The organism is Bradyrhizobium sp. USDA 4353 (assembly GCF_054063215.1).
Map to the genome: position 1 here is coordinate 6,200,939 of NZ_JBSSGB010000001.1, position 21,158 is coordinate 6,222,096.

The 21,158-nt window shown below is 68.1% G+C and carries 9 protein-coding genes; all 9 read left to right on the forward strand.

Annotated features, from left to right (window positions below):
• Positions 1–146 precede the first annotated feature (146 nt).
• From ACVILH_RS28250 to ACVILH_RS28290, 9 genes are read left to right on the forward strand one after another with little or no spacing between them, the layout of a single operon-like run.
• A complete protein-coding gene (locus ACVILH_RS28250; protein WP_456715809.1) occupies positions 147–1,364 on the forward strand; it encodes an MFS transporter in 1,218 nt (405 codons plus the stop codon).
• On the forward strand, positions 1,361–5,749 hold the full coding sequence (locus ACVILH_RS28255; RefSeq protein ID WP_456715810.1) for a type I polyketide synthase: 4,389 nt from the start codon (positions 1,361–1,363) through the stop codon (positions 5,747–5,749). Before ACVILH_RS28250 ends, ACVILH_RS28255 begins: the two co-directional genes overlap by 4 nt.
• Complete coding sequence (locus tag ACVILH_RS28260; RefSeq protein ID WP_456715811.1) at positions 5,746–9,051, forward strand: amino acid adenylation domain-containing protein; 3,306 nt, start codon at positions 5,746–5,748, stop codon at positions 9,049–9,051. The genes ACVILH_RS28255 and ACVILH_RS28260 overlap by 4 nt, the downstream gene beginning before the upstream one ends.
• Positions 9,048–13,562: an SDR family oxidoreductase gene (locus tag ACVILH_RS28265; protein WP_456715812.1), complete on the forward strand. Its 4,515-nt coding sequence runs from the start codon at positions 9,048–9,050 to the stop codon at positions 13,560–13,562. Before ACVILH_RS28260 ends, ACVILH_RS28265 begins: the two co-directional genes overlap by 4 nt.
• Positions 13,559–17,557, forward strand: coding sequence for a non-ribosomal peptide synthetase (locus ACVILH_RS28270; RefSeq protein WP_456715813.1), 3,999 nt, complete (start codon positions 13,559–13,561; stop codon positions 17,555–17,557). Before ACVILH_RS28265 ends, ACVILH_RS28270 begins: the two co-directional genes overlap by 4 nt.
• Positions 17,554–18,651 carry a patatin-like phospholipase family protein gene (locus tag ACVILH_RS28275; protein ID WP_456715814.1) on the forward strand — a complete coding sequence of 366 codons (1,098 nt, stop codon included), beginning with the start codon at positions 17,554–17,556 and terminating at the stop codon, positions 18,649–18,651. Before ACVILH_RS28270 ends, ACVILH_RS28275 begins: the two co-directional genes overlap by 4 nt.
• Positions 18,648–19,478: a thioesterase II family protein gene (locus ACVILH_RS28280; RefSeq protein ID WP_456715815.1), complete on the forward strand. Its 831-nt coding sequence runs from the start codon at positions 18,648–18,650 to the stop codon at positions 19,476–19,478. The genes ACVILH_RS28275 and ACVILH_RS28280 overlap by 4 nt, the downstream gene beginning before the upstream one ends.
• Entirely contained in the window at positions 19,475–20,701 is a 1,227-nt protein-coding gene (locus ACVILH_RS28285) for an ArsA family ATPase (RefSeq protein WP_456715816.1), read from the forward strand. The genes ACVILH_RS28280 and ACVILH_RS28285 overlap by 4 nt, the downstream gene beginning before the upstream one ends.
• On the forward strand, positions 20,698–21,147 hold the full coding sequence (locus ACVILH_RS28290; protein WP_456715817.1) for a hypothetical protein: 450 nt from the start codon (positions 20,698–20,700) through the stop codon (positions 21,145–21,147). The genes ACVILH_RS28285 and ACVILH_RS28290 overlap by 4 nt, the downstream gene beginning before the upstream one ends.
• Positions 21,148–21,158: the final 11 nt, after the last annotated feature.

The window sequence follows — 21,158 nt, forward strand, 5'->3', positions numbered from 1 at the left end:
GCCGTGGCTGTGCACAACGGCTCCGCGTCCTTGTTCGCCTTTGCACCAAATTATATGGTGCGACTTATGCGATAGTTCACAGGGACACCGCTTCTAATCGGATAGTCTGTTGTCATGATTCGGTGTGCGGCAACTCCGTCGGACAAATGAGCGAAGCTTCCAAGCTCGATACACGCTTCATTCCGACGCTGGCAGGTGCAGCCATCGTGATGTCGCAGCTATCAAATTTCGTTTTCGCTCCGGCTCTGCCGGAGATCGGTCGATACTTTGCGATTTCCGCTGGCCGTTCGCAGATGCTGATGAGCGTTTTCCTGACGGGCTATGCCTCGGTCCAGATCGTGGTGGGTCCCCTCGCCGATCGTTTCGGCCGCCGTCCGGTGCTGATCGGGGGGATCGCGCTGCTCGCAGTCGGCGCCGTGACCGCCGCGGTGGCGCAGTTCGTCGCCGGCGTGTTCGTCGGCATCTTTATTCTATCGGTCGGCGCCGGTGTCCTGCCGACGGTCGGCCAGGCAATGATCCGCGACAGCCGGGATGCCCAGGCGACATTGATGATCCTCGCGCGGCTTGGGACGGCGCTGGCGCTCGCCTCAGCGCTCACTCCCATCATCGGCACGTCCCTGGTTGGCACGCTCGGCTGGCGCGGGCTGTTCGCGGTGCTGGCCGCCGTCGTGCTCGCGCTCGGCCCGTTTGCCTTCGCCAGTCCGGAGACCCTCACCCCGCCGGTCGAACAGGACAAGGCCCGACCGCATCTGGTCGTTACGCTGGAGAGCTATCGCATCGCGCTCGGTCAGCGGCGGCTGGTGCTGTACGCCACCATGATCGGCTGCCTGACCGGCGCGCTGACCATCTTCTTCATCGGCGCGCCGTTCCTGTTCATGCACCGGCTGAAGGTGTCTGTCCATACCTACGGCATTCTGGCTTTCGTCGCCTTTCTGCCCTTCATCATCGGATCGATCGTGGTGCGGGAGTCGCTGCGGCGGCAATGGCTGTCGCTTCACGCCAACATCCTCATCGGCTGCGGCTTGGCGGTCGCAGGCGCGGCCATCGGCTGGCTCACCAGCGTGCTCGAGCCCTCGGTGACGCTGATCCTGGTCGCAGCCGGCACCTTCACCTTCGGTCTCGGCATGGCGGTGGTGGTCGGCCGGTCGGCGGCGCTCAGCGAGGCGACGCGCGACATCGCGACCTCCTCGGCGCTGGTCACCTTCCTGATGACGGTGCTGGCAGCAGCCATCTCGGCCACGGCCGGAATCATCGAAACCATCGAGCATGCACCGATCTTCAGCCTGATGCTCGCGAGTGCGCTGATCGGCTTCGCCGCCGCCTATGCCGGCAACTCCATCGCGCGTGCGGCTGCCGTCACATGACTTCGGCCCCCGTGCTCCCCGCCAGCATCGCAATCGTCGGCATGGCCGGGCGTTTCCCCGGCGCCGCCGACATCGCGGCATTCTGGTCGCTGCTGCGCGAGGGGCGCGATGGCGTACGCCGCTTCTCCCGCGACGAGTTGATTGCGGCCGGTCTCCCGGCATCGCTGGTCGACCATCCCGATTATGTCAGGGCCAAGGGCCTGATCGACGACGGCGACTGCTTCGATGCGGAGTTCTTCGGCATTGCGCCGCGCGAGGCCGCCTATCTCGATCCGCAGCATCGCTGGTTTCTGCAGAGCTGCTGGCACGCGCTCGAAGACGCCGGCTGCGATCCCGCGACGTTCAAGGGCTGGATCGGCGTCTTCGCCGGCGAGGCCGAGCAGAGCCATCAGGCCGCCCTGCTCGCGCGCACGCGCGGGGTCGTGGAAGCCGCGAAGTCGACACCAATCTTCTTCGGCAACAGCCCCGATTTCCTCGCCACCCGCGTGTCCTATAAGCTCGATCTGCGCGGGCCGAGCCTCACGGTGCAGACCGCCTGCTCGACCTCGCTGGTCGCGGTTCACCTGGCCTGCCAGTCGCTGCTGACGTTCGAGTCCGATCTCGCATTGGCCGGCGGCGTGTCGATCAGCACGCCCAATGCGGAGGGCTATACCTTCGCGCATGGTTCGGTGGAGTCGCCGGATGGCTGCTGCCGGCCGTTCGATGCCGACGCAGCCGGCACCCTGCCCTCGAACGGTGTCGGCGTCGTCGCGCTCAAGCGGATCGAGGATGCGCTCGACGCCGGCGATCGCATCTATGCGGTGATCCGCGGCACCGCGATCAACAATGATGGCGGCCGCAAGGTCGGCTTTACGGCACCCAGCATTCATGGGCAGGCTGATGTGCTGACGCTGGCGCGCAAGGTGGCCGGCGTCGATCCGGCCGAGATCGGCTTCATCGAGGCGCATGGCACCGGCACCGTGATGGGCGATCCGATCGAGATCGCCGCGCTCGCCGAGGCGTTCGGACCGCCCGAGCCGAGAGCGCCGCGCTGCTGGATCGGCTCGCTGAAGAGCAATGTCGGGCATCTCAAGGCCGCCGCAGGCGTCGCCGGCCTGATCAAGGCGTCGCTCGCGCTCCATCACCGGGAGATCCCGCCGACCCTGCACTATCGTAGCGCCAATCCCAAGCTGGAGCTGGGGCGCACGCGGTTCGCCATCAACGACCGTCTGCAGCCATGGACGTCGGACCGTGCCCGGCTTGCGGCCGTCAGCTCGTTCGGCATCGGCGGCACCAACGCGCATGCCGTGTTGCAGGAAGCGCCTGCGCCGGCGGCTCGCGAGGCGACCAACCAGCGTCCGCTGATCCTGTCGCTCTCGGCACCGGACGACGATGTTGCTGATGCGATGGTCCGCCGCCTCGGTGTCGCGCTGTCGGCGTCACAGCCGCCAGATCTCGCCGACGCCGCTTTCACGCTGCAGACGCGTCGGCGTCACTTCTCCAGGCGGCGGGTGATCGTGGCGACGACCACCAGCGAAGCTCGTGACATCTGCAATGGTCGTGGCGCGATGATCTCGAGCCGCGTCGGCGCCACGAAGCGGCCGCTGTGCTTCATGTGTCCCGGCCAGGGCGCGGAATTCATCGGCATGGGCAGCGCCCTTTTCCGCACCGAGCCGCGGTTCAAGGATGTCGTCGATCGTTGTGCCGCGACGATCCTGCGGCTGACCGGGACCGATATCCGGCAAGTGATCGAAAATGGCCGCCTGGACACGGCAGTCCTCGGCGACACCCGGTGGACCCAGCCGGCGCTGTTCGTGATCGAATATGCGCTCGGCCGCCTCCTGATGCATTGGGGGCTCGTCCCGGACTGCCTGATCGGTCACAGCATCGGCGAGCTGACCGCGGCCTGCCTCGCCGGCGTCATGTCGGAAGATGCCGCCCTGGCGCTGGTGGTCGCGCGCGGCGAAGCGATGCAGGCGAGCCCCGAGGGCGCGATGCTCGCGGTCACCCTGAGCGAGGCTGCCATCGGCGAGCTGGGCCCCGACCTGCGGCTCGCCGCCATCAATGCAGCGACGCAATGCGTGATCTCCGGCACGCCGGAAGCGATTGCGCAGCAGGACGCGCGCTGGAGAGCGATGGGCGTGCAGACGCGGAGACTACCGGCCAGCCGCGCCTTCCATTCGCACCTGCTGGAGCCCGCGCTCGACACGTTCAAGGTGACGCTCGCGCGGACGCCATTGGCTGCACCGCGTATTCCCATCGCCTCCAATGTCCATGGCGGGTGGCTCAGCAGCGGCGAGGCTTGCGATCCTGCCTACTGGATCCGCCAGGCGCTTTCACCCGTGCGCTTCCTCGATGGGTTAGCGTCGGTGCTGGCGCAGGGCCACCACATGCTGATTGAGGTTGGACCCGGACGAACCCTGGGCGGCTTCGCGCGTCGGCATGCCGCGCGCACGCCCGAGACCGAGATCGTGGCCGTGCTTCCGCAGCCGTCATCGTCCGGCATCGACGATGCACGCGCCACCTACACGGCGATCGCGGAGCTCTATGCGCAAGGCTGCGAGCTGGATTGGCAGGCCTTCAACGAGGGCCGGCGGCGACAGCCGGTGTCGCTGCCGCCCTATCCATTCCGCGCCACCCGCTACACCGTGGACATGATCGCGGATCTCGCATTGCCAGCACCTCTTGCCATCCAGCCATCTCCACAAAGCGAGACACTGTTCGTCCCCGCATGGGAACGCCGGCCGCGACGGATTCCGCGTGCGCTGAACGGAACGACCTGGATCGTTGGCGAGCGCGAGAGTGACCTCACCTGGACCATCGCTGCCGCCGTCGACCGCGCTGGGGGACGGCTGGTGCAAGTGTCGGCAGCGGCCGACAGGAACGCGTTGATCGCGCGCCTGCGTGCCGGGATGCCCGACCGCATCGTGCACCTTGCGCTGCTGCAAAATATCGGCGGCGATCCGCGCGAGCGCGGCTATCACTCGTTGCTCAGGGTCGGCGCTGCGCTGGCGGCAGCCAGTGTCGCTGCTCCGATCGACCTGATTGTTCTCGCGCGCGATGTCTTCGCCGTCGACAGCAGCGACCGCCCCGATCCCGATGTCGCCCTGATGCTCGGGCCGGCCATCGTGCTGGGTCAGGAGCAGCCGAACGTCACAGTGCGCATCGTCGATGTCGCCCGTGAGGTAAGAGACGCCGCTGTGGTCACCGCCTGCGCGTCACCAGGTGCCTCGATCTCTGCCTTGCGCGGCGATCGCATGCTGGAACGGAGCTTTCGTCCGTTCGGGGCTGTCGACCAGAGTGCCAGGCTCGACGGCCACTATCTCATCACCGGCGGTCTCGGCCGGCTCGGCCTGACCGTGGCGCGCGAGCTCGCCAGACGGCATGGCGCCCGCCTGTCGCTGCTCGGCCGCTCGGTGCCCGATGACATTGCTCGCCGGCTTGACGACGTGACGGCCCACGGCGGATCTGCGCAGGCGTTCTCGTGCGACGTCACAGACATCGACGCGCTCGCCAAGACGGTCGCGGCCGCCGAGGAGACGTTCGGGCCGCTCGACGGCATCATCCACATGGCCGCGGAGACTCGCGCCTTCGCATCCATTCCCGACACCGACGACGCCACGTCGCAGCACATGCTCGCGGCAAAAGTTGCAGGCGTGCAGGCGCTCGACAACGTGCTCGGCGAGCGCGAGCTGAGCGTGCGCATCCTGATGTCGTCGCTCGCGTCCCTGCTCGGCGGGCTCGGCTTCTCCTCCTACGCGGCCGCGAATGCCTGGCTCGACGCTTATGCGGAGCGCACCGGCCGCTGGGCCTCGCTGTGCTGGGACGCCTGGTCGGAAGGACTGGAGGCAGATGATGTTGCATCGGCGCGCTACGCGCTCACGACATCACAGGCGATGGAGGCCATCGAGCGCGCCGTTGCCGGAGGCTTGACCGGGCAGATCGTCGTCTGCGGCGGAGATCTCGACGAACGCCTGGCACGCTGGACCGCGGTCGCCGGACACGCGGCGACCACCAATGGCGCTGTCGTCGACGCTGCAACGGCTCGCGTCCACGGCATTCGCGACATCTTCGCCGAGGTGCTCGGGCGGGGCGACCTGCCCCGTGATGGCGACTTCTTCGATCTCGGCGGCGACTCGCTGCAGGCCATCCAGGTCGTGTCGCGCCTGCGGCTGCGCTTCGCACTGCCGGTCACGCCCGACCTGTTGTTTGCGCACACCACGCCGGTTCGGCTCGCAGCGGCGCTCGACCATCTCGCGGCCGCGCAGCCGCTCACCACGGCTACCCCTGCCGTCGATGTGGCTCGGCCCGTGAGCGAAGAGGCGCGCCGCATGGTCGAGGTGATGTCGGGCGATGAGGTCAATCGGCTACTCGAGCGGCTGCTTGCGGAGGGGCAACCGACATGACCTCGGCGCGGCTCGCTTCCGATCTGGCCAAGATGTCCACGGCTGAGCAGCGCGCGTTGCTGACCGAGCTGCTCAGCCGCCGCTCCGATCAGCCGAACAGCTATCCACCGTCATTTGCGCAGCAGCGGCTGTGGTTCCTCGACCGGCTCAATCCCGGCAGCCCGGCCTACAACATCCCCGGCGCCTTCGATCTGTCGGGCCCGCTCGACGTTGCCGCTCTGACGGAGGCGCTGAACGATCTCGTCGCGCGACACGCGCCGCTGCGCACCGTCTTTGCCGAGATCGACGGCAAGCCCGTGCAGACCGTGCTGCCCACGATGCGCGTTACGCTGCCGCTCGTCGATGCGGCGGATGAGGATGTCGTCCGGAGCCTGGTCGACGCTGAAGTCGCCATGCCGTTCGATCTGCGCGCGGCCGTGCTCCGAACCAGGCTGATCCGGCTGACGCCGCAGCGTCATGTCCTCGTCGTCGTGCTCCATCACATCTGCGCCGATGGCTGGTCGCTCGCGGTCTTCAATCGCAATCTCGCAGCCGCTTATGCAGCGCGCCGAAGTGGCCACGACCCCAACCTACCCCCGCTCGCGACCGACTATGCGAGCTTCAGCGTCGCGCAGCGAACCGCGCTCAGCGGCGCGCGGCTGCAGCATCTGCTCGACTTCTGGAAGTCCGCGCTTGCCGGCCTGCCCGCGCTCGACCTGCCGCTCGACCGGCCCAGGCCGGCGCTCGGGCGGCTGCGCGGCGATGCGATCGATGTCAGCCTCGAACCGGAGCTGATCGCGGCGGCCCGCGAGCTGGCGCGGCAGCAATCGACGACGCTCTATTGCGTGCTGCTCGCCGCATTCCGCGCCGTGCTCGGCCGGCTTGCTGCGCAGACTGATTTCGCGATCGCCACGCCCGTCGCCGGACGCACCGATCCCGCGCTGGAGAACCTGATCGGCTTCTTCGTCAATACGCTGGCGATCCGGCTCGATCTCGAGACAGCGCTGGATTTCAGCGATCTCGTCCGCCGCACGAGCGAGACGATGATCCAAGCCCAGGCGCATCAGGAGCTGCCGTTCGAGAAGCTGGTCGACGAGCTCAATCTGCCGCGCGACACCAGCCGCAATCCGCTGGTGCAGGTGCTGTTCGCGCTGCAGAATGCGCCGATGCTGCCGCTACAGCTCGACGGCCTGTCGACGGCGGCGTTCCCCTATCGGCTGCCGGCGGCGCGCTTCGATCTCGAGCTGCATCTATGGGACGGGCGGCAGAGCTGGACCGGCGCACGCGATGTCGACGCCGGGCTGACGGGCACATTGTTCTACAACAGCGAGCTGTTCGATCGCGCGACGATCACGGACCTGATCAGCATGCTGAAGGTCTGGCTCACGGCCGCGCTCGCGAAACCAGGCCGTCCGCTCACCAGCTATCCCCTGCTTGATGCGGCCGCACAGGCCGAAATCATCGCGGCTGGTGACGGCGGTCCGGCACCGCTCGTTGATCTACGCGCGCTGCTGGAAAAAGCGCGCGAGCGGTTTGGCGAACGCTGCGCCTTTCATGACGGCTGCGGTCCCGATCTCACCTATGATCAGCTCTATGAGCGTGCCGATCGCATCGGCTCGGCGCTCGCCGCACGAGGTCTTGCGGCCGGAGACGTGGTCGCGCTGGTGCTGCCCCGCGGCCGCGATCTCGTCGCCGCCATGCTGGCCTGCGCCCGCTTCGGCTTCCCATTTGCACCCGTTGATCCTGAGCTGCCGCCGATCCGCCTCGCACAACAGATCGGGCTCGCCGGTGCCGCGCTTGTCCTCTGCGCCAACGAACATGGAATCGACGCGGCGATCAGTGCACCGTCTACGACCGTCCCGAATTTGATAGATCGCGCGGGCCGCGACGCTGCGGCGCCGCATGACAGGCGCGACGACGCCACGCTCTACATCGTATTCACCTCGGGATCGACCGGCACGCCGAAGGGCATCCGCATGCCCGTGCGCGCCTTCGCCAACCTGATGACATCTCAGCTCGCCATCCGGCCGCAGCCGATGCGGACGCTGCTGGCCTCCGCGGTCGGCTTCGACGTTGGGATTCAGGAGGTGCTGTTCACGGTGCTGACGGGCGGCACGCTGGTCCCGGCGCCGGAAGCACAACGGCGCGATCCGCTGCAACTCGCCACGCTGATGGCACGAGAACAGATCGAGCGGGTTTTTCTCCCGTTCCCGCTGCTCGCGCTTCTGGCACGCGGCGCCGTCAGCTCCGGGCAGCGCCTCGTATCGCTGCGCGAGATCATCACCGCGGGTGAGCAGCCCCAGCTCACCGAAGAGGTCCGCGCATTCTTCATGGCGCATCCCGGCCTGCGGCTGATCAATCAGTACGGTCCCGCCGAGACCCATGTGGTGAGCGAGGACGTGCTCGACGGCGATCCCTCGCAATGGCCGATGCTGCCATCGGCCGGGCGCGCGCTCCCGGGCAATCGACTGTATGTCCTCGATCCGGAAGGCCGGCCGCAGCCCTACGGACTCGCAGGCGAGCTTTGCATCGCCGGCCTTCAGCTTGCCGATGGCTATCTCGGTGATGACGCCTACGCCGATCGCTTCGTGGCAGATCCGTTCGCCGCAGATGCCGGCGAGCGGATGTATCGCACGGGGGACCTCGTCAAGCTCAACCGCGACGGGCGTCTCGCCTTCCTGGGGCGTCGCGACAATCAGATCAAGATCCGGGGCTACCGCGTCGAGCCGGGCGAGATCGAGGTGGTGCTTGCCGCTCATCCCGGCGTTGCCGATTGCACCGTAATCGCCGAGGTCGATGCGGCCGGCCACCGCCAGCTTGTCGCCTACATCATCGCAAGCTCGCCCGGTCTCGCGCCCCATTCCCTGCGTGACTGGCTCCGGCCCCGCCTGCCCGACTACATGATGCCCGCCCGTTTCCTGCAGCTCGATGCGCTTCCCTTGTCCGCCAACGGCAAGGTCGATCGCGCCGCGCTGGCTGCTGTCGGGCGGCCGTTCGCATCGCCGACGCCGAACTATCTCGCGCCTTGCACTGAGACTGAACAGACGATCGCTGCGATCTGGGGCGCGGTGCTCCGCCGGGACGACATCGACGTCGACAGCACCTTCTTCGAGCTCGGCGGCAATTCCCTGCTGCTCGTGGAAGCCTACGACAAACTGATGAGCAGCTTCGCCGTGCCGCTCGCCATCGCCGACCTGTTCCAGTTTCCGACGGTGTCGGCGCTGGCGCGTCACATCGGCACGGCGGCGCAGCCGGCGGCCGTGAGCAGCGCGAGCGGGATTCGTGGGCGGGCGCGGCGCATGCGTAGTGAGGGCTTGCGATGACCGAGAGCTCCTCGACCCCGCACGAAGCCATCGCCGTGATCGGCATGGCCGGGCGTTTCCCCGGCGCTGATGATGTCGAGACATTCTGGCGCAATCTCCAGGAAGGCGTCGAAACCGTGCGCCCCTTGAGCGACGACGACCTTGCCAAGGCCGGTGTCCCCACCTCGCTCTCCGCCCGACCGGACTACGTGCGCGCGAAGGCTGTGCTCGATGACGCCGACTGTTTCGATCACGAGTTCTTCGGCTATTCGCCGCGCGAAGCCATGTTGATGGATCCGCAGCATCGGCTGCTGCTCGAGGTCGGCCACGCCGCGCTCGAAAGCGCGGGCTATCGCAAGGGCGGCATCGCCGGCTGGACCGGGGTGTTCGCCGGCGCCGCCCGCGCGGGCTACTGGCTGTCGAACCTCACCGACAATCCGCAAGCTGCCGAAGGCGACGATCAGATCTTCATCGGCAACGAGAAGGATTTTCTCGCGACCCGGCTGGCCTTCAAGCTCGACCTGCACGGACCGGCCGTCGACGTGCAGACGGGGTGCTCGACGTCGCTGGTCGCGGTCCACATGGCGTGCCGCGCTCTGCTGGCCTTCGAATGCGATGTCGCGCTGGCCGGCGGCGTCACCGTCAGCCTGCCGCTCACGGGCGGCTACCTGCATCAGGAAGGATCCGTGCTGGCCCGCGACGGCCATTGCCGCCCGTTCGATGCCGCGGGCGACGGCATCGTGCCCGGCAACGCCGCTGCGATGGTCGTGTTGAAGCGCCTGTCGGAAGCGGTTGCCGATGGCGACATGATCCATGCCGTGATCCGCGGCAGCGCCATCAACAATGATGGCGGGCGCAAGATGAGCTTCACCGCGCCGAGCGTCGAAGGCCAAGCCGAGGCGGTGCTGCTGGCGCAGCAGCTCGCGGGCATCACGGCCGACGAGATCGGACTGATCGAGGCGCATGGCACCGGCACGAGGCTCGGCGATCCGATCGAGGTCAGCGCACTCACGCAGGCGTTTCGCGAGACGACGCAGCGCAACGGCTTCTGTGCGCTGGGCAGCCTGAAGGGCAATGTCGGCCACCTCGATGCCGCGGCCGGCGTCGCCGGGCTGATCAAGGCCGTGTGCGCCGTGCGCGACGGCACCATCCCGCCGACCATCAACGTCAACACGCCGAACCCTGCGATCAACTTCGCCGGCAGTCCGTTCTATCTTGCCATCGAATCCAAGCCATGGCGGGACCCTGTGCGCCGCGCCGGCGTCAGCGCCTTCGGCATCGGCGGCACCAATGCCCATGTCATCGTCGAGAGCTTCACGCCGGCTCGCCCCGCGCAACGGGATGGAGACTGGCGCGTGCTGCCGTTCTCGACACGCGATGACGACGGTGTCGGCCGGCTGAGCACGGCGCTCGCTGACCGCCTTGCTGAAGGACAGATCGCGCTGGCGGACGCGGCCTACACGCAGCAGGTCGGCCGCACGGCTCACGACCAACGTGGCGCGATCGTCGCGCGCGACGCGGCCGAGGCGGCAGCGGCGTTGCGAGGCGACAGCGCCGGTCGCCGCGTGTCGGCACGGGCATTGATGCGGCCGAAATGCGCCTTCCTGTTTCCGGGCGGCGGTGTCGCCTATCCCGGCATGGCGCGCGGGCTGCTTGCGCAGGAGCCGGCGTTCCGCGAGGCGTTGCTCGAGGTCGCGGCGCATCTCGGCACGGCGGGGGTCGACGTGCTGCCGCTGATCCGCGATGCGTCCGACACGCCCGCCGATCGCAGCGCCCGGATCACCCTGCCCGCCACTTTCGCGGTCTCCTACGCGCTGGGCCGGCTGTGGCAGGCGCGCGGCGTCACGGCCGACATCATGCTGGGCCATAGTCTCGGCGAGTACGCCGCCGCGACGCTTGCCGGTGTGTTCACGCTGGCAGAAGCCGCACATATCGTGGCGTTGCGCTCGGCGCTCCAGGATGCGAATGCCGGCGGCGCGATGCTAGCCGTCATGGCGGCGAGCGACACGGTGATGGCCCTCGCAGGCCCAGAGGTCGATCTCGCCGCCATCAATGGCCCCGATCTGTGCACCGTCTCGGGGCCGCATGCCGCCATTGATCAGCTCGAACGCAAGCTCGACGCGCACGGCCTGCGCAGCCAGCGCCTCGTTCTGAACGTCGGCGGCCACTCCCGTGCGATCGATGCCGTCATGCCGGAGTTCAAGGCTGCCTTTACGGGCGTGCCGCAGCGTGCGCCATTATGCCCGATCATCTCGAGCCTGACCGGCGACTGGCTTCGCGCCGGCGAGCTGACACCCGACTACTGGGTCACGCATCTGCGCCACACCGTTCGCTTCGACCGCGCGCTCGCCACGCTGTTGCGCGAGCCCGATTTGGTGCTGATCGAATGCGGTCCGGGCGAGGCCTGCACCGTACTGGCCGCACAGCATCCCGCCTGTGACGCGAGCCATCATCGCGTGACCTCTGTGCGGAAGGCCGGCGTCGCCGATGACGACAAGGCCGTGCTGCTGACCGCCGCCGCGCAGCTCTGGTGCTCCGGCGTCGAGGTCGATCTCTCCGCGACTGCTGGTGTCGCCGACGGTGTTCGCGTGCCGCTGCCGACCTATCCGTTTCAGCGCAACCGGCTGTGGATCGACGCCCCGGCGCCCGGCAAGCGCCGCAGTGCTGCAACCGACAAGCCGATCGACGAATGGTTCTATCTGCCGGCGTGGCGGAGGGCGCTACCGCGGGTGCCGCGAACCGACGCCGCCACCGGCGCCGCGCTGGTGTTCGATGACGGCAGCGCGCTCGCGGCTGGCGTGATCGAAGGACTGCGCGCGGCCGGCCATGATCCGGTGTTGCGCGCGCGGCCCGGTGATGGCTTCGCCATCGACGAGCAGGATGTCTTCCATGTTCGCCCGGGATCAGCCGAGGATCTCGGCCTCTTGCTGATCGCGGCCGGCGCAGCGCCTGCGTTGGCCGTCCATCTCTGGAGTGCAGACGCCGACCGAAGCCCCGCCGGCGAGGTCGACCATGGCTTCATGTCCATCGTCGCACTGATGCAGGGCTGCGCCACAGCGGGATTTGCGCCGCCGGCCCGCACGCTGATCGCCACACGCCATGCGGTGCTGGTCGATCCCGCTGATGAGCTGATCCCGGCGCGCACGACGGTGCTCGGCGTGGCGCAGGTTCTGCCACAGGAATTTCCGGGCTGCGAAGCCTGCGTCATCGATCTCGATCCCTGCGCAACGCCCGAGGCTGCCATCGATGCCTTGCTGCGCGAAGCGGCGGCCGTGAGTGTCGAGCCGATCGTGGCGCTGCGCGGCCGCCGCCGCTGGCTCAAGGACTACACACCCGTCCAACTCAGTGCCGAGCAGCCTGCCGTCCGCGGCATTGCACGCGGTGATCTCGTGGTGATCACGGGCGGCCTCGGCCGCGTCGGCCGGCTGCTCGCCAGCCACCTGGCGCGGCAGTTCGGCGCCACGGTCGCACTGATCGTGCGGCCCGGCTTCCCGGACGAAAGCCGCTGGGACCTCGCCGATCCCAGCCAGACCGAGCGCATCGCCGCGCTCCGACAATGGCGCAGCGAAGACCTGCCGATCGAGGTCGTGCAGGCTGACGTCGCCGATCCCGTGGCCATGGCCCAGGCGATCGCGACGCTCGAGCGGAAGCATGGGCCGGTCGCCGGGATCATTCATGCGGCCGCCGTCACCAGCGGCACGGCGCTGATCAGCCCGATCCTCCAGCTGACGCCGGAGGACGCCGCGACGCAGTTCGCGCCGAAGCTCGCCGGGCTCGACGGCCTGGATGCCGCCGTCGCCGCCTGCGCGAGGCCGCCGCGCTTCGTGGTGCTGTTGTCCTCGAACGCCGCCATTCTCGGCGGTCTCGGCTTTGCCGCCTACTCCGCTGCCAACCAGGTGCTCGACGCGGCCGCGGCGCTCCGCAGCTGGCGCGGCGCCACCGACTGGATCAGCACCAACTGGGATCGTTGGCTCACGCGCGACGATGAGCTCGCGACAGGCGCCGGCACCAGCATGGATGCGTTCGCGATGCGGCCGTCGGAGAGCCTCGAGGCCATCATGCGCATCATCCTGCGGGGCGACGCCGAGCAGTTCGTCGTCACGCGCGGAGATCTCGCGCAGCGCCGCCAGATCTGGATTGCGCGCGAGGCAAGCGCCGAGACGACGCCCGCACTCCAGCCGCTGACCTCCCAGCGCCGGACCGCCTATCGCGCGCCCGAAGGCGAGATCGAGAGCGGGCTTGCCGCGCTGTGGAGCCAGTTGCTCGGCATCGACCGGATCGGCGCCGACGACAATTTCTTCGATCTCGGCGGCCATTCGCTGCGCGCCGTGCAGTTGCTCGCGCGCATCGCCGATCAGTTCGGCGTTCGGCTGTCTCTGAAGACGTTCTTCGCCGCGCCGACAGTGGCGGGCCTCGCCCGCAGCATCGGCCAGGCTCTGACTGAAAGCACGGACAAGGCGACCTTGAGCGCACTGCTCGACGGCCTGGATCAGCTCGCGGGCAAGAGCGTGCCGGAGGCGCTGGCCTCATGACGGCAGCAGCAGACATCGCCGAGCGGCTGCGGCAGCTCTCGCCATCGCAACGCGCCGCGCTGGACGCGCAGCTAGCAGCGGCGCGCGTGCCGCAGGTGAAGCACGCACCGATCGCGAAGGTGCTGCCCACCACGGGTGGCACGGCGCCGCTGACGTCAGCGCAGCGCCGGCTCTGGTTCCTGGATCGGTTGTCGCCGGGCGACTATGCCTACAACTCGCCGCTGCCGCTGCGGCTGAGCGGCCCCGTCGATACGGAGCGCCTCGAAGCCGCGCTGCGCGCGCTGATCGCGCGCCATGCCGTGCTGCGAACCTCGTTCGGCGAGCGCGACGGCGAGCCATACCAGTCGATCGCACCGAGCGTCGAATTCAGGCTTGGCCAGAGCGACCTGGCTCACCTTGCCCGCGACGCGCGGGACGAGCGGCTGAGCGCGGCCATTGTGCGGCATGCCCAGCATCGGTTCGACCTCACTCGCGCGCCGCTGATTGCGGCCGAACTGATCAAGCTCGGCGAGCGCGACCACGCGCTGCTGCTCAATCTCCACCATATCATCACCGATGGTTGGAGCATCGGCGTGCTGCTGCGCGACCTCGACGCGCTTTATCGCGGCGAGACGCTGCCGCCATTGGCGATCGATTATGCCGACCTCGCCTATCACGAAGCCGCCGACAACGAGCGGCTTTCCGACGAGCTGGAATGGTGGCGCGAGACTCTCGCAGACATGCCGGTGACCGAGCTTCCGACCGATCGGCCGCGACCGCCGCAGCAGAGCCACAGAGGCGACGCCGTCGCGGTCGCTATCCCGCCGCAGCATAGCCGCCTGATCGACGCGCTGGCGCGCCAGAACGGCACGTCCGCCTTTGCTGTGTTTCTCGCCGCGTTCACAGCTCTGCTCCATCGCTACACCGCCGAGCACGATCTCGCCATCGGCTCGGTCACGGCCAACCGCGCGCGCCCCGAGCTGGAGCCGTTGATCGGCTTCTTCGTCAACACGCTGGTGATGCGCCAGCGGCTCGATCCGGAGCGCAGCTTCGCCGATCTGGTCAAGCAGACGCATCGCACCGCGATGGCCGCGCTCGACCATGCGCTGACGCCGTTCGACCGGCTGGTCGAGACGCTCAACCCGCCGCGCGATCCCTCGCGCAATCCGCTGGTGCAGGTAGCACTATCGGTGCAGCCGGATTTCCCGGCCAAGGGCCGGCTCGGCGACAGCACAGTCGAGATCCTCTCGGCCGACTACAAGGCGACCCGCTTCGATCTCGAGCTGCATCTGTTTCCCGATGATGCCGGCGGCTGGCGCGGCGTGCTGACCTACGCCGCCGACGTGTTCTCACGCGTGAGCATGGAGGCGTTCGTCGCGCGCTTCCGGACGCTGCTCACGAGCGCCGTGACCCGTCCCGTGACCGCGATTGCCGACCTCGCCTTGATCACAGCCGCCGAGCGTGAAGCGCTGACGGCGCAGGCGACGGGCGCACCCGCACTGCCTTATGTGAGTCTGCCCGAACGCTTCGCCCGCCGCGCCGAAGCGCACCCGAGCCATCCGGCGCTGATCTGCCGCGGCGAGCAGATCAGCTACGGCGAACTCGCATCACGGGTCGACAGAGTCGCCGCCGCACTGACGGAGCTGACGCCGGGCGGCACAGTTGTCGCGGTACTCGGACCTTCGTCTCCGGCACTGATCATCGCGCTGCTCGCGATCTGGCGCAGCGGCCGCTGCTATCTGCCTTTGGCCCATGATCTGCCGCCGGCGCGGATCACCGAGCTGGTCGCCGATGCGCGGCCGGCCATGCTCCTGACCACCGATCCGGCGCAGCAGCCTCTTGCGACCGATGTTCCGCAGCCCTCCGTGACCGAGTTGCTCGCGAACGCCGTGCCACGAGCGTCGCCGCCGCCAGCCGCCGGACAACTCGCCTACCTCATCTACACCTCCGGTAGCACCGGACGTCCGAAGGGCGTGATGGTCGAGCATGGCGGCCTGTCCAATCTCGCCGACGCCCAAGCCGACGACATCATCCCGGACGGGACGGGCGCGCGGGTGCTGCAATTCGCCGCGATCAGCTTCGACGCCTTCATCTTCGAGGTCGTGATGGCGCTGGCGCATGGCGGCACTCTGCTGCTGTCCGACCACGGCGACACCGTCGACCGGCTCTCCGTCTCGGCCCGCATCCGCGCCGACCGGGCGACGCATGTCACGTTGCCGCCCAGCATGCTGCTACACCTGCGCCCCGCCGATCATCCCTCGCTGCGCAGCGTCGTGGTGGCCGGAGAAGCCTGCCCCGGCGGCCTCGGCGAATGGGCCGGCGCGACACGGCTGTTCAACGCCTATGGCCCGACCGAGACGACCGTCTGGAGCACGATCGAGCGGGTCAAAGGCGACGCGTCGCCGACGATCGGCCGCCCAATTCGCGGTCATCGTGTCGCCGTGGTCGATGCGAAGGGCGCTGCGCTGCCATGCGGCATCGCCGGCCAGATCGCGATCGGCGGCATCGGCCTTGCCCGCGGTTATTTCGGCGATGCCGAGCAGACGGCGGCGCGCTTCCGCACCGATCTGCGGCTCGCGCCGGGCGAGCGCTTCTATCTCACCGGCGATCGCGGCCGGCTACAGCACGACGGGCAGATCGCCTATCTCGGCCGGACCGATCAGCAGCTGAAGCTGCGCGGTCACCGCATCGAGCCCGCCGAGATCGAGGCTGCGCTTGGCCGGCACCCTGATGTCGCCGAGGCGACGGTGACGCTCCATGAGGCCAGCCTCGTCGCCTTCGTCGTCTCGCGCGGCTCCGCAACGCTCGAAGGCCCATCGTTGACAGCTTTCTTGCGCGAGCGTCTCCCGGCCTATCTCGTCCCGGATCGCATCGTCGTGGTGCCGGCGATGCCGCGGACGCGGCATGGCAAGCTCGATGTGGCGACGCTGCTGGCGGCGCCGGAGCTCGCGCCTGCCCCGCGCCGCTCCGCTCCAAGCGGCGCGATCGAGACGCAGGTGGCGGCCATCGTCGCCGACGTGCTCGGCCGCAATCTCGCAGAGGCCGCCGAGCTCGACCGCGACGCCGACTTCTTCACGCTCGGCGGCCACTCCTTGCTGCTGCTGACACTGAGGGACCGGCTTCATCGCGCCACCGGCCGCGAGCTGGCTTTAGCGACATTGTTCGCAGGATCGAGCATCGCGCAGATCGCCGCTGCGCTCGCCTCCGACCATGACGCGGCGGCTCTGCCAAGCCAGGTGCTGCCGTTCCGGCGCGAGGGCCGTGCGCCGCCGCTCTTCCTCGTGCATCCGGCGATCGGAACGTCGCTCGGCTATGGCGCGCTGGCCGAGGCGCTGCCGAAGGACTGGCCGGTGTTCGGCCTGGAGGCGCCGGCGGCCGCGCGAACGAGAGACCTTGCGCGGCTTGCTGCAAGCTATGTGGCGCTGGTCAAACGCGTCACGCCACAGGGTCCCTATCGCGTCGGCGGCTGGTCGCTCGGTGGCGCCATCGCCTTCGAGATGGCGCGGCAATTGGAGACGGCAGGTGAGCGGGTGCAGCTCGTGCTGATCGACGCCGGCCTGCCCTGGCGCAGCGGCAAGCTCAGCCCGGTCCGCGCCGCCGCATTGGTCGTGGGCCTCGGCCGCGAATTGCTGCGCAGCATGCCGCGATCGCGAGCCGACATCACCGATCTCGCGCGGCTGGCCGGCGATCGCAACACCAGCGTCAGCCGCGCGATGATCGGGCTCGCCCGCGAGCTGATCAGCCGCTGGCCGTGCTTCACCGCGCTCAGCCGGGCCTGGCTCGACTATCGGTCAGGCCCATACGGCGGAGCGACGCTGATCGTGCGCGCCAGCCTCGATGGCAGGATCGCTCCCGACGATCCGCTGGTGGCGACCGTCAGCGCTCATCTGGCGATCGCGCCGCGGATCGAAGTGGTGCGCGCGGCGCATCTGACCTTGCTGGGTCGCAAGTCCGTCGCAGCCCTTGCCGCAGCGATCACCAACGGTCTCGCCACGGGCGATGGAGTCCAGCCATGACACATCAGCGCATCCTCGCGATGGATGGCGGCATCAGCGGCTACATCACGGCCGAGGTGCTGCGCCGCACGGCCGACCGCATCGGGCGCAATGGCGGTCATTTCCTCGACAGTGCCGACATCATCGCCGGCACATCGGCCGGCGGCCTGAACGCCTTGTTCCTCGCCGCCCATGAGGATCCCGATCACGGCATCGAAGGCGCGCTGAGCTTCTGGGAGCATATCCTCGACACCACCTTCACCTTCAAGCCGACGCGTCTGGTCGCCGGCTTCGTCGGCGCCAAGGCGTTCGACGACCGCAGCCGGATGATCGATTTCCTGGTCAGCTATTTCGGCGCGGACACAAGGCTCGGCGATCTCAAGCGGCGCGTCATCGTGCCCGCCTTCCAGCTGCATCACGAGAACGCCAGCGAGCGGCAGCGGCAATGGCGTCCGCGGCTGTTCCACAACATCCCCGGCATCCTCGACTACTCGCCCGACGAGCGCGTCGTCGACGTCGCCCTGCGCACCAGCAACATCCCGGTGATCAGCCCGATCTTCGCCGGCATCGCCGGCGGCGACATCGGCTATCTCGACGGCGGGCTCGTTGCCAACAATCCGTCGATGTGCGCGGTCTCGGCGGTGTTCGAGCAGCGCCGCGCCGCCGGCGAGCCGATCGACATCGAAAGCATCAGCGTGCTCTCAGTCGGCTGCGGCCGCAAGCCGCTGTCGGTGAAGCCCGAGATCGTCAACGGCATCGCCGATTGGGGCTACGGCCAATGGCTATTGTCGCCGAAGGAGCCGATGCTGCTGGTGCGGCTCGCGATCCGCGGCGGCGGCGCCATCATCGAATATCAATGCGCGCAGCTGCTCGGCGCCAACTTCAAGCGGATCGATCCCTATTTCAACACGGCGCCGCACCCGTTCGATATCTCCGAGACACGCAAGGTCATCGACGAGGCGCTGGCTCATACCGATGTTGAGGCGGCGGTCGATGAGATCTGCCAATGGCTCCACATCCAAGGCTGGATCGGCGACATTCCGCCCGGCCCCGAAGGCCGGGACGTCTTCACCCCGATCATGCAACCCAGCGCAACCTTCGAGCCGGACGCATGATCGCGACGTCACCTGCATCAGGCACGAAGAGCGGCACCGGGCGCGCCTGGATCGGCGGCGATCCCGAGACGCCACGCCGGCTGCGGCTGTTCGCGCTGCCTTTCGCCGGCGGCAATGCCGCAAGCTTCGGTGAATGGCCGTCACGGCTGCCGGGCTGGATCGCGTTCTCGCCCGTGCACCTGCCGGGCCGCGAGCGTCGCATCATGGAGCCCGCGATCGACGACGCGCACGCGCTGATCTCGCAGCTCGTCCCAGCCATCACGCCTTGGCTCGACCGGCCCTACGCGCTGTTCGGCCACAGCATGGGTGCAATGCTCGCTTATGAGCTGACGCACGCCTTGCAGCAGCGCGGCCTGCCGATGCCCGAGCTGCTGATCGTCTCGGGACACGGCGCGCCCAATCTGCCGCGCCAGTTTCGCGACGTGTCCCATCTCGACGACGCCGCGTTCGTGGCGGCCGTCACCGAGCTCGGCGGCCTGCCGTCCATGCTGCTCGACGAGCCCGAGCTGCTGGCGCTGGTGCTGCCGGCGCTGCGGGCCGACTTCAGGCTGTGCGAAACCTATCGCTGGAGCCCGCGCCCGCCTTTGTCCTGTCCGATCCTGGCGATCGGCGGCCGCAGCGATCCGATCGCCGGGCTGCCCGAGCTTCAGAGCTGGCAGGCCATGACGTCGGCGCCTCTCGCCTGTGAGATGTTCGACGGCAATCACTTCTTCATCCATCACGCACTGCCGGCCGTCGTGGCGCTGATCGCCCGCGCCATTGCAGAGCGGCTGCGCGACATGTCGCCCCCGCGTGGTGTCACAGCATCGGAGTTGCGACCTTCATGACCGGGACTGAACCTTCGCGGGCCAAGCCGCGCATCATCATGGTCTCCGGCAAGGGCGGGGTCGGCAAGACCACCGTGGCTGCCGCGACCGCGGTGGCGCTCGCCGCCCGCGGCCGCAAGACCATCGTGATGTCGTTCGACCTCGCGCACAGCCTCGCCGACAGCTTCAACATGAGCGAGGAGCTGTTCAGCACCGCGCGCGGTCAGCCCGTGAAGGTCCGCGACAATCTCGACTTCCAGGAGATCGACGTCCAGGAGGAGATGCAGCGCAACTGGGGTGACGTCTACAAATACATCGCCTATCTCCTGATGGGCGGCGGGCTCGACGGCATCGTCGCCGAGGAGGCGGCGATCATGCCGGGCATGGAGGACATCATCGCCCTCCTCCACATCAACCAATATGCCCGCGAGGCCACTTATGACGTGATCGTGGTCGACTGCCCACCGACCAGCGAGTCCTTGCGCTTCGTCTCCATCATCGGCTCGATCGACTGGTATGTGCGCAAGCGGCTCAAGATCGACCGCCGGGTCGCCAGCGTGTTGCGGCCGATTGCCAAGAAGTTCGGCGGCGAGTCCATGATGCTGCCCGAGGACGGCTATTTCGCTGCGCTGCAGAGCCTGTTCGAGAAGCTCGAAGGCGTCGAGACGATGCTGCACGATCCGACCATCACCTCGCTCCGCCTGGTCACGGTGCCTGACCAGATGGTCGTCCGCGAGACCCAGCGTGCCTACATGTATTTCAACCTCTACGGGATCGCCATTGACATCGTCGTCGTGAACCGCATGCTACCCAAAGGCGACGGCTACTTCTCGCACTGGGTGGAGCGGCAGACCGCAATGATCGACACGGTGCATAGCTACTTCGACCCGGTGCCGATCGCGATTATCCCGTTCCAGCGGAGCGAGGTGGTCGGTGTCGAACGGCTGGAGGAGTTCGGCGCCCAGCTCTATGGCGAGGCCGACCCGGCCGAGGTTCGCATTTCGACGGCGCCGTTCGGCTTTGCCAAGATCTCCGACAACGAGCACAGGCTGTCGGTGCAGCTCCGGTTCGCACCAAAGGACAAGGTCGAGATCTCCCGCGACAACGAGGATCTCTTCATCCGGATCGGGACGTTCAAGCGCGTCATCCTGCTACCCCGCGCCCTGGTAGCAATGCAGACGGCGGGCGCAAAGATGAACGGCGATGCACTCGAAATCACATTCAGAAAGGATGCGCATTCATGATCAGCCGCGGAAGCTTCCCGTTCCTCAAGCGGGCGATGGACTCATCGCAATCGCTGACCGACGATCTGCGCGAGGTCGCGGACACGCATAATTCGGCGATGAGGATCTTACTTGAGCAGGCGCTGAAGGCGCAGGCCGAGCTCTACAAGGGCCAGCTCGCGGTGATCGAGAATCTGATCGGCAAGCTGCACAAGCCGTCGACGCCGCCGCCCGCGACGCATGCGCGCCCGGCAGCAACGGCCCCAGCAGCAGCGCCAGCCAGCACGCCGCACGCGACCACAGCCGCCAGCGTCAGCCCGGTTCATAGCAGCCGCGCCCAGGCGATCGCCACCGCCACCGCTGCAGCCACCGAATCGGCGACGCTGGCCCAGCAGATCAGGCCGACCACCGAGCTGCGCACCGCCATGCCGTCCCGCCCCACTCCCCTCCCCGCCAAGGATACCTGAAAGGACAAGAC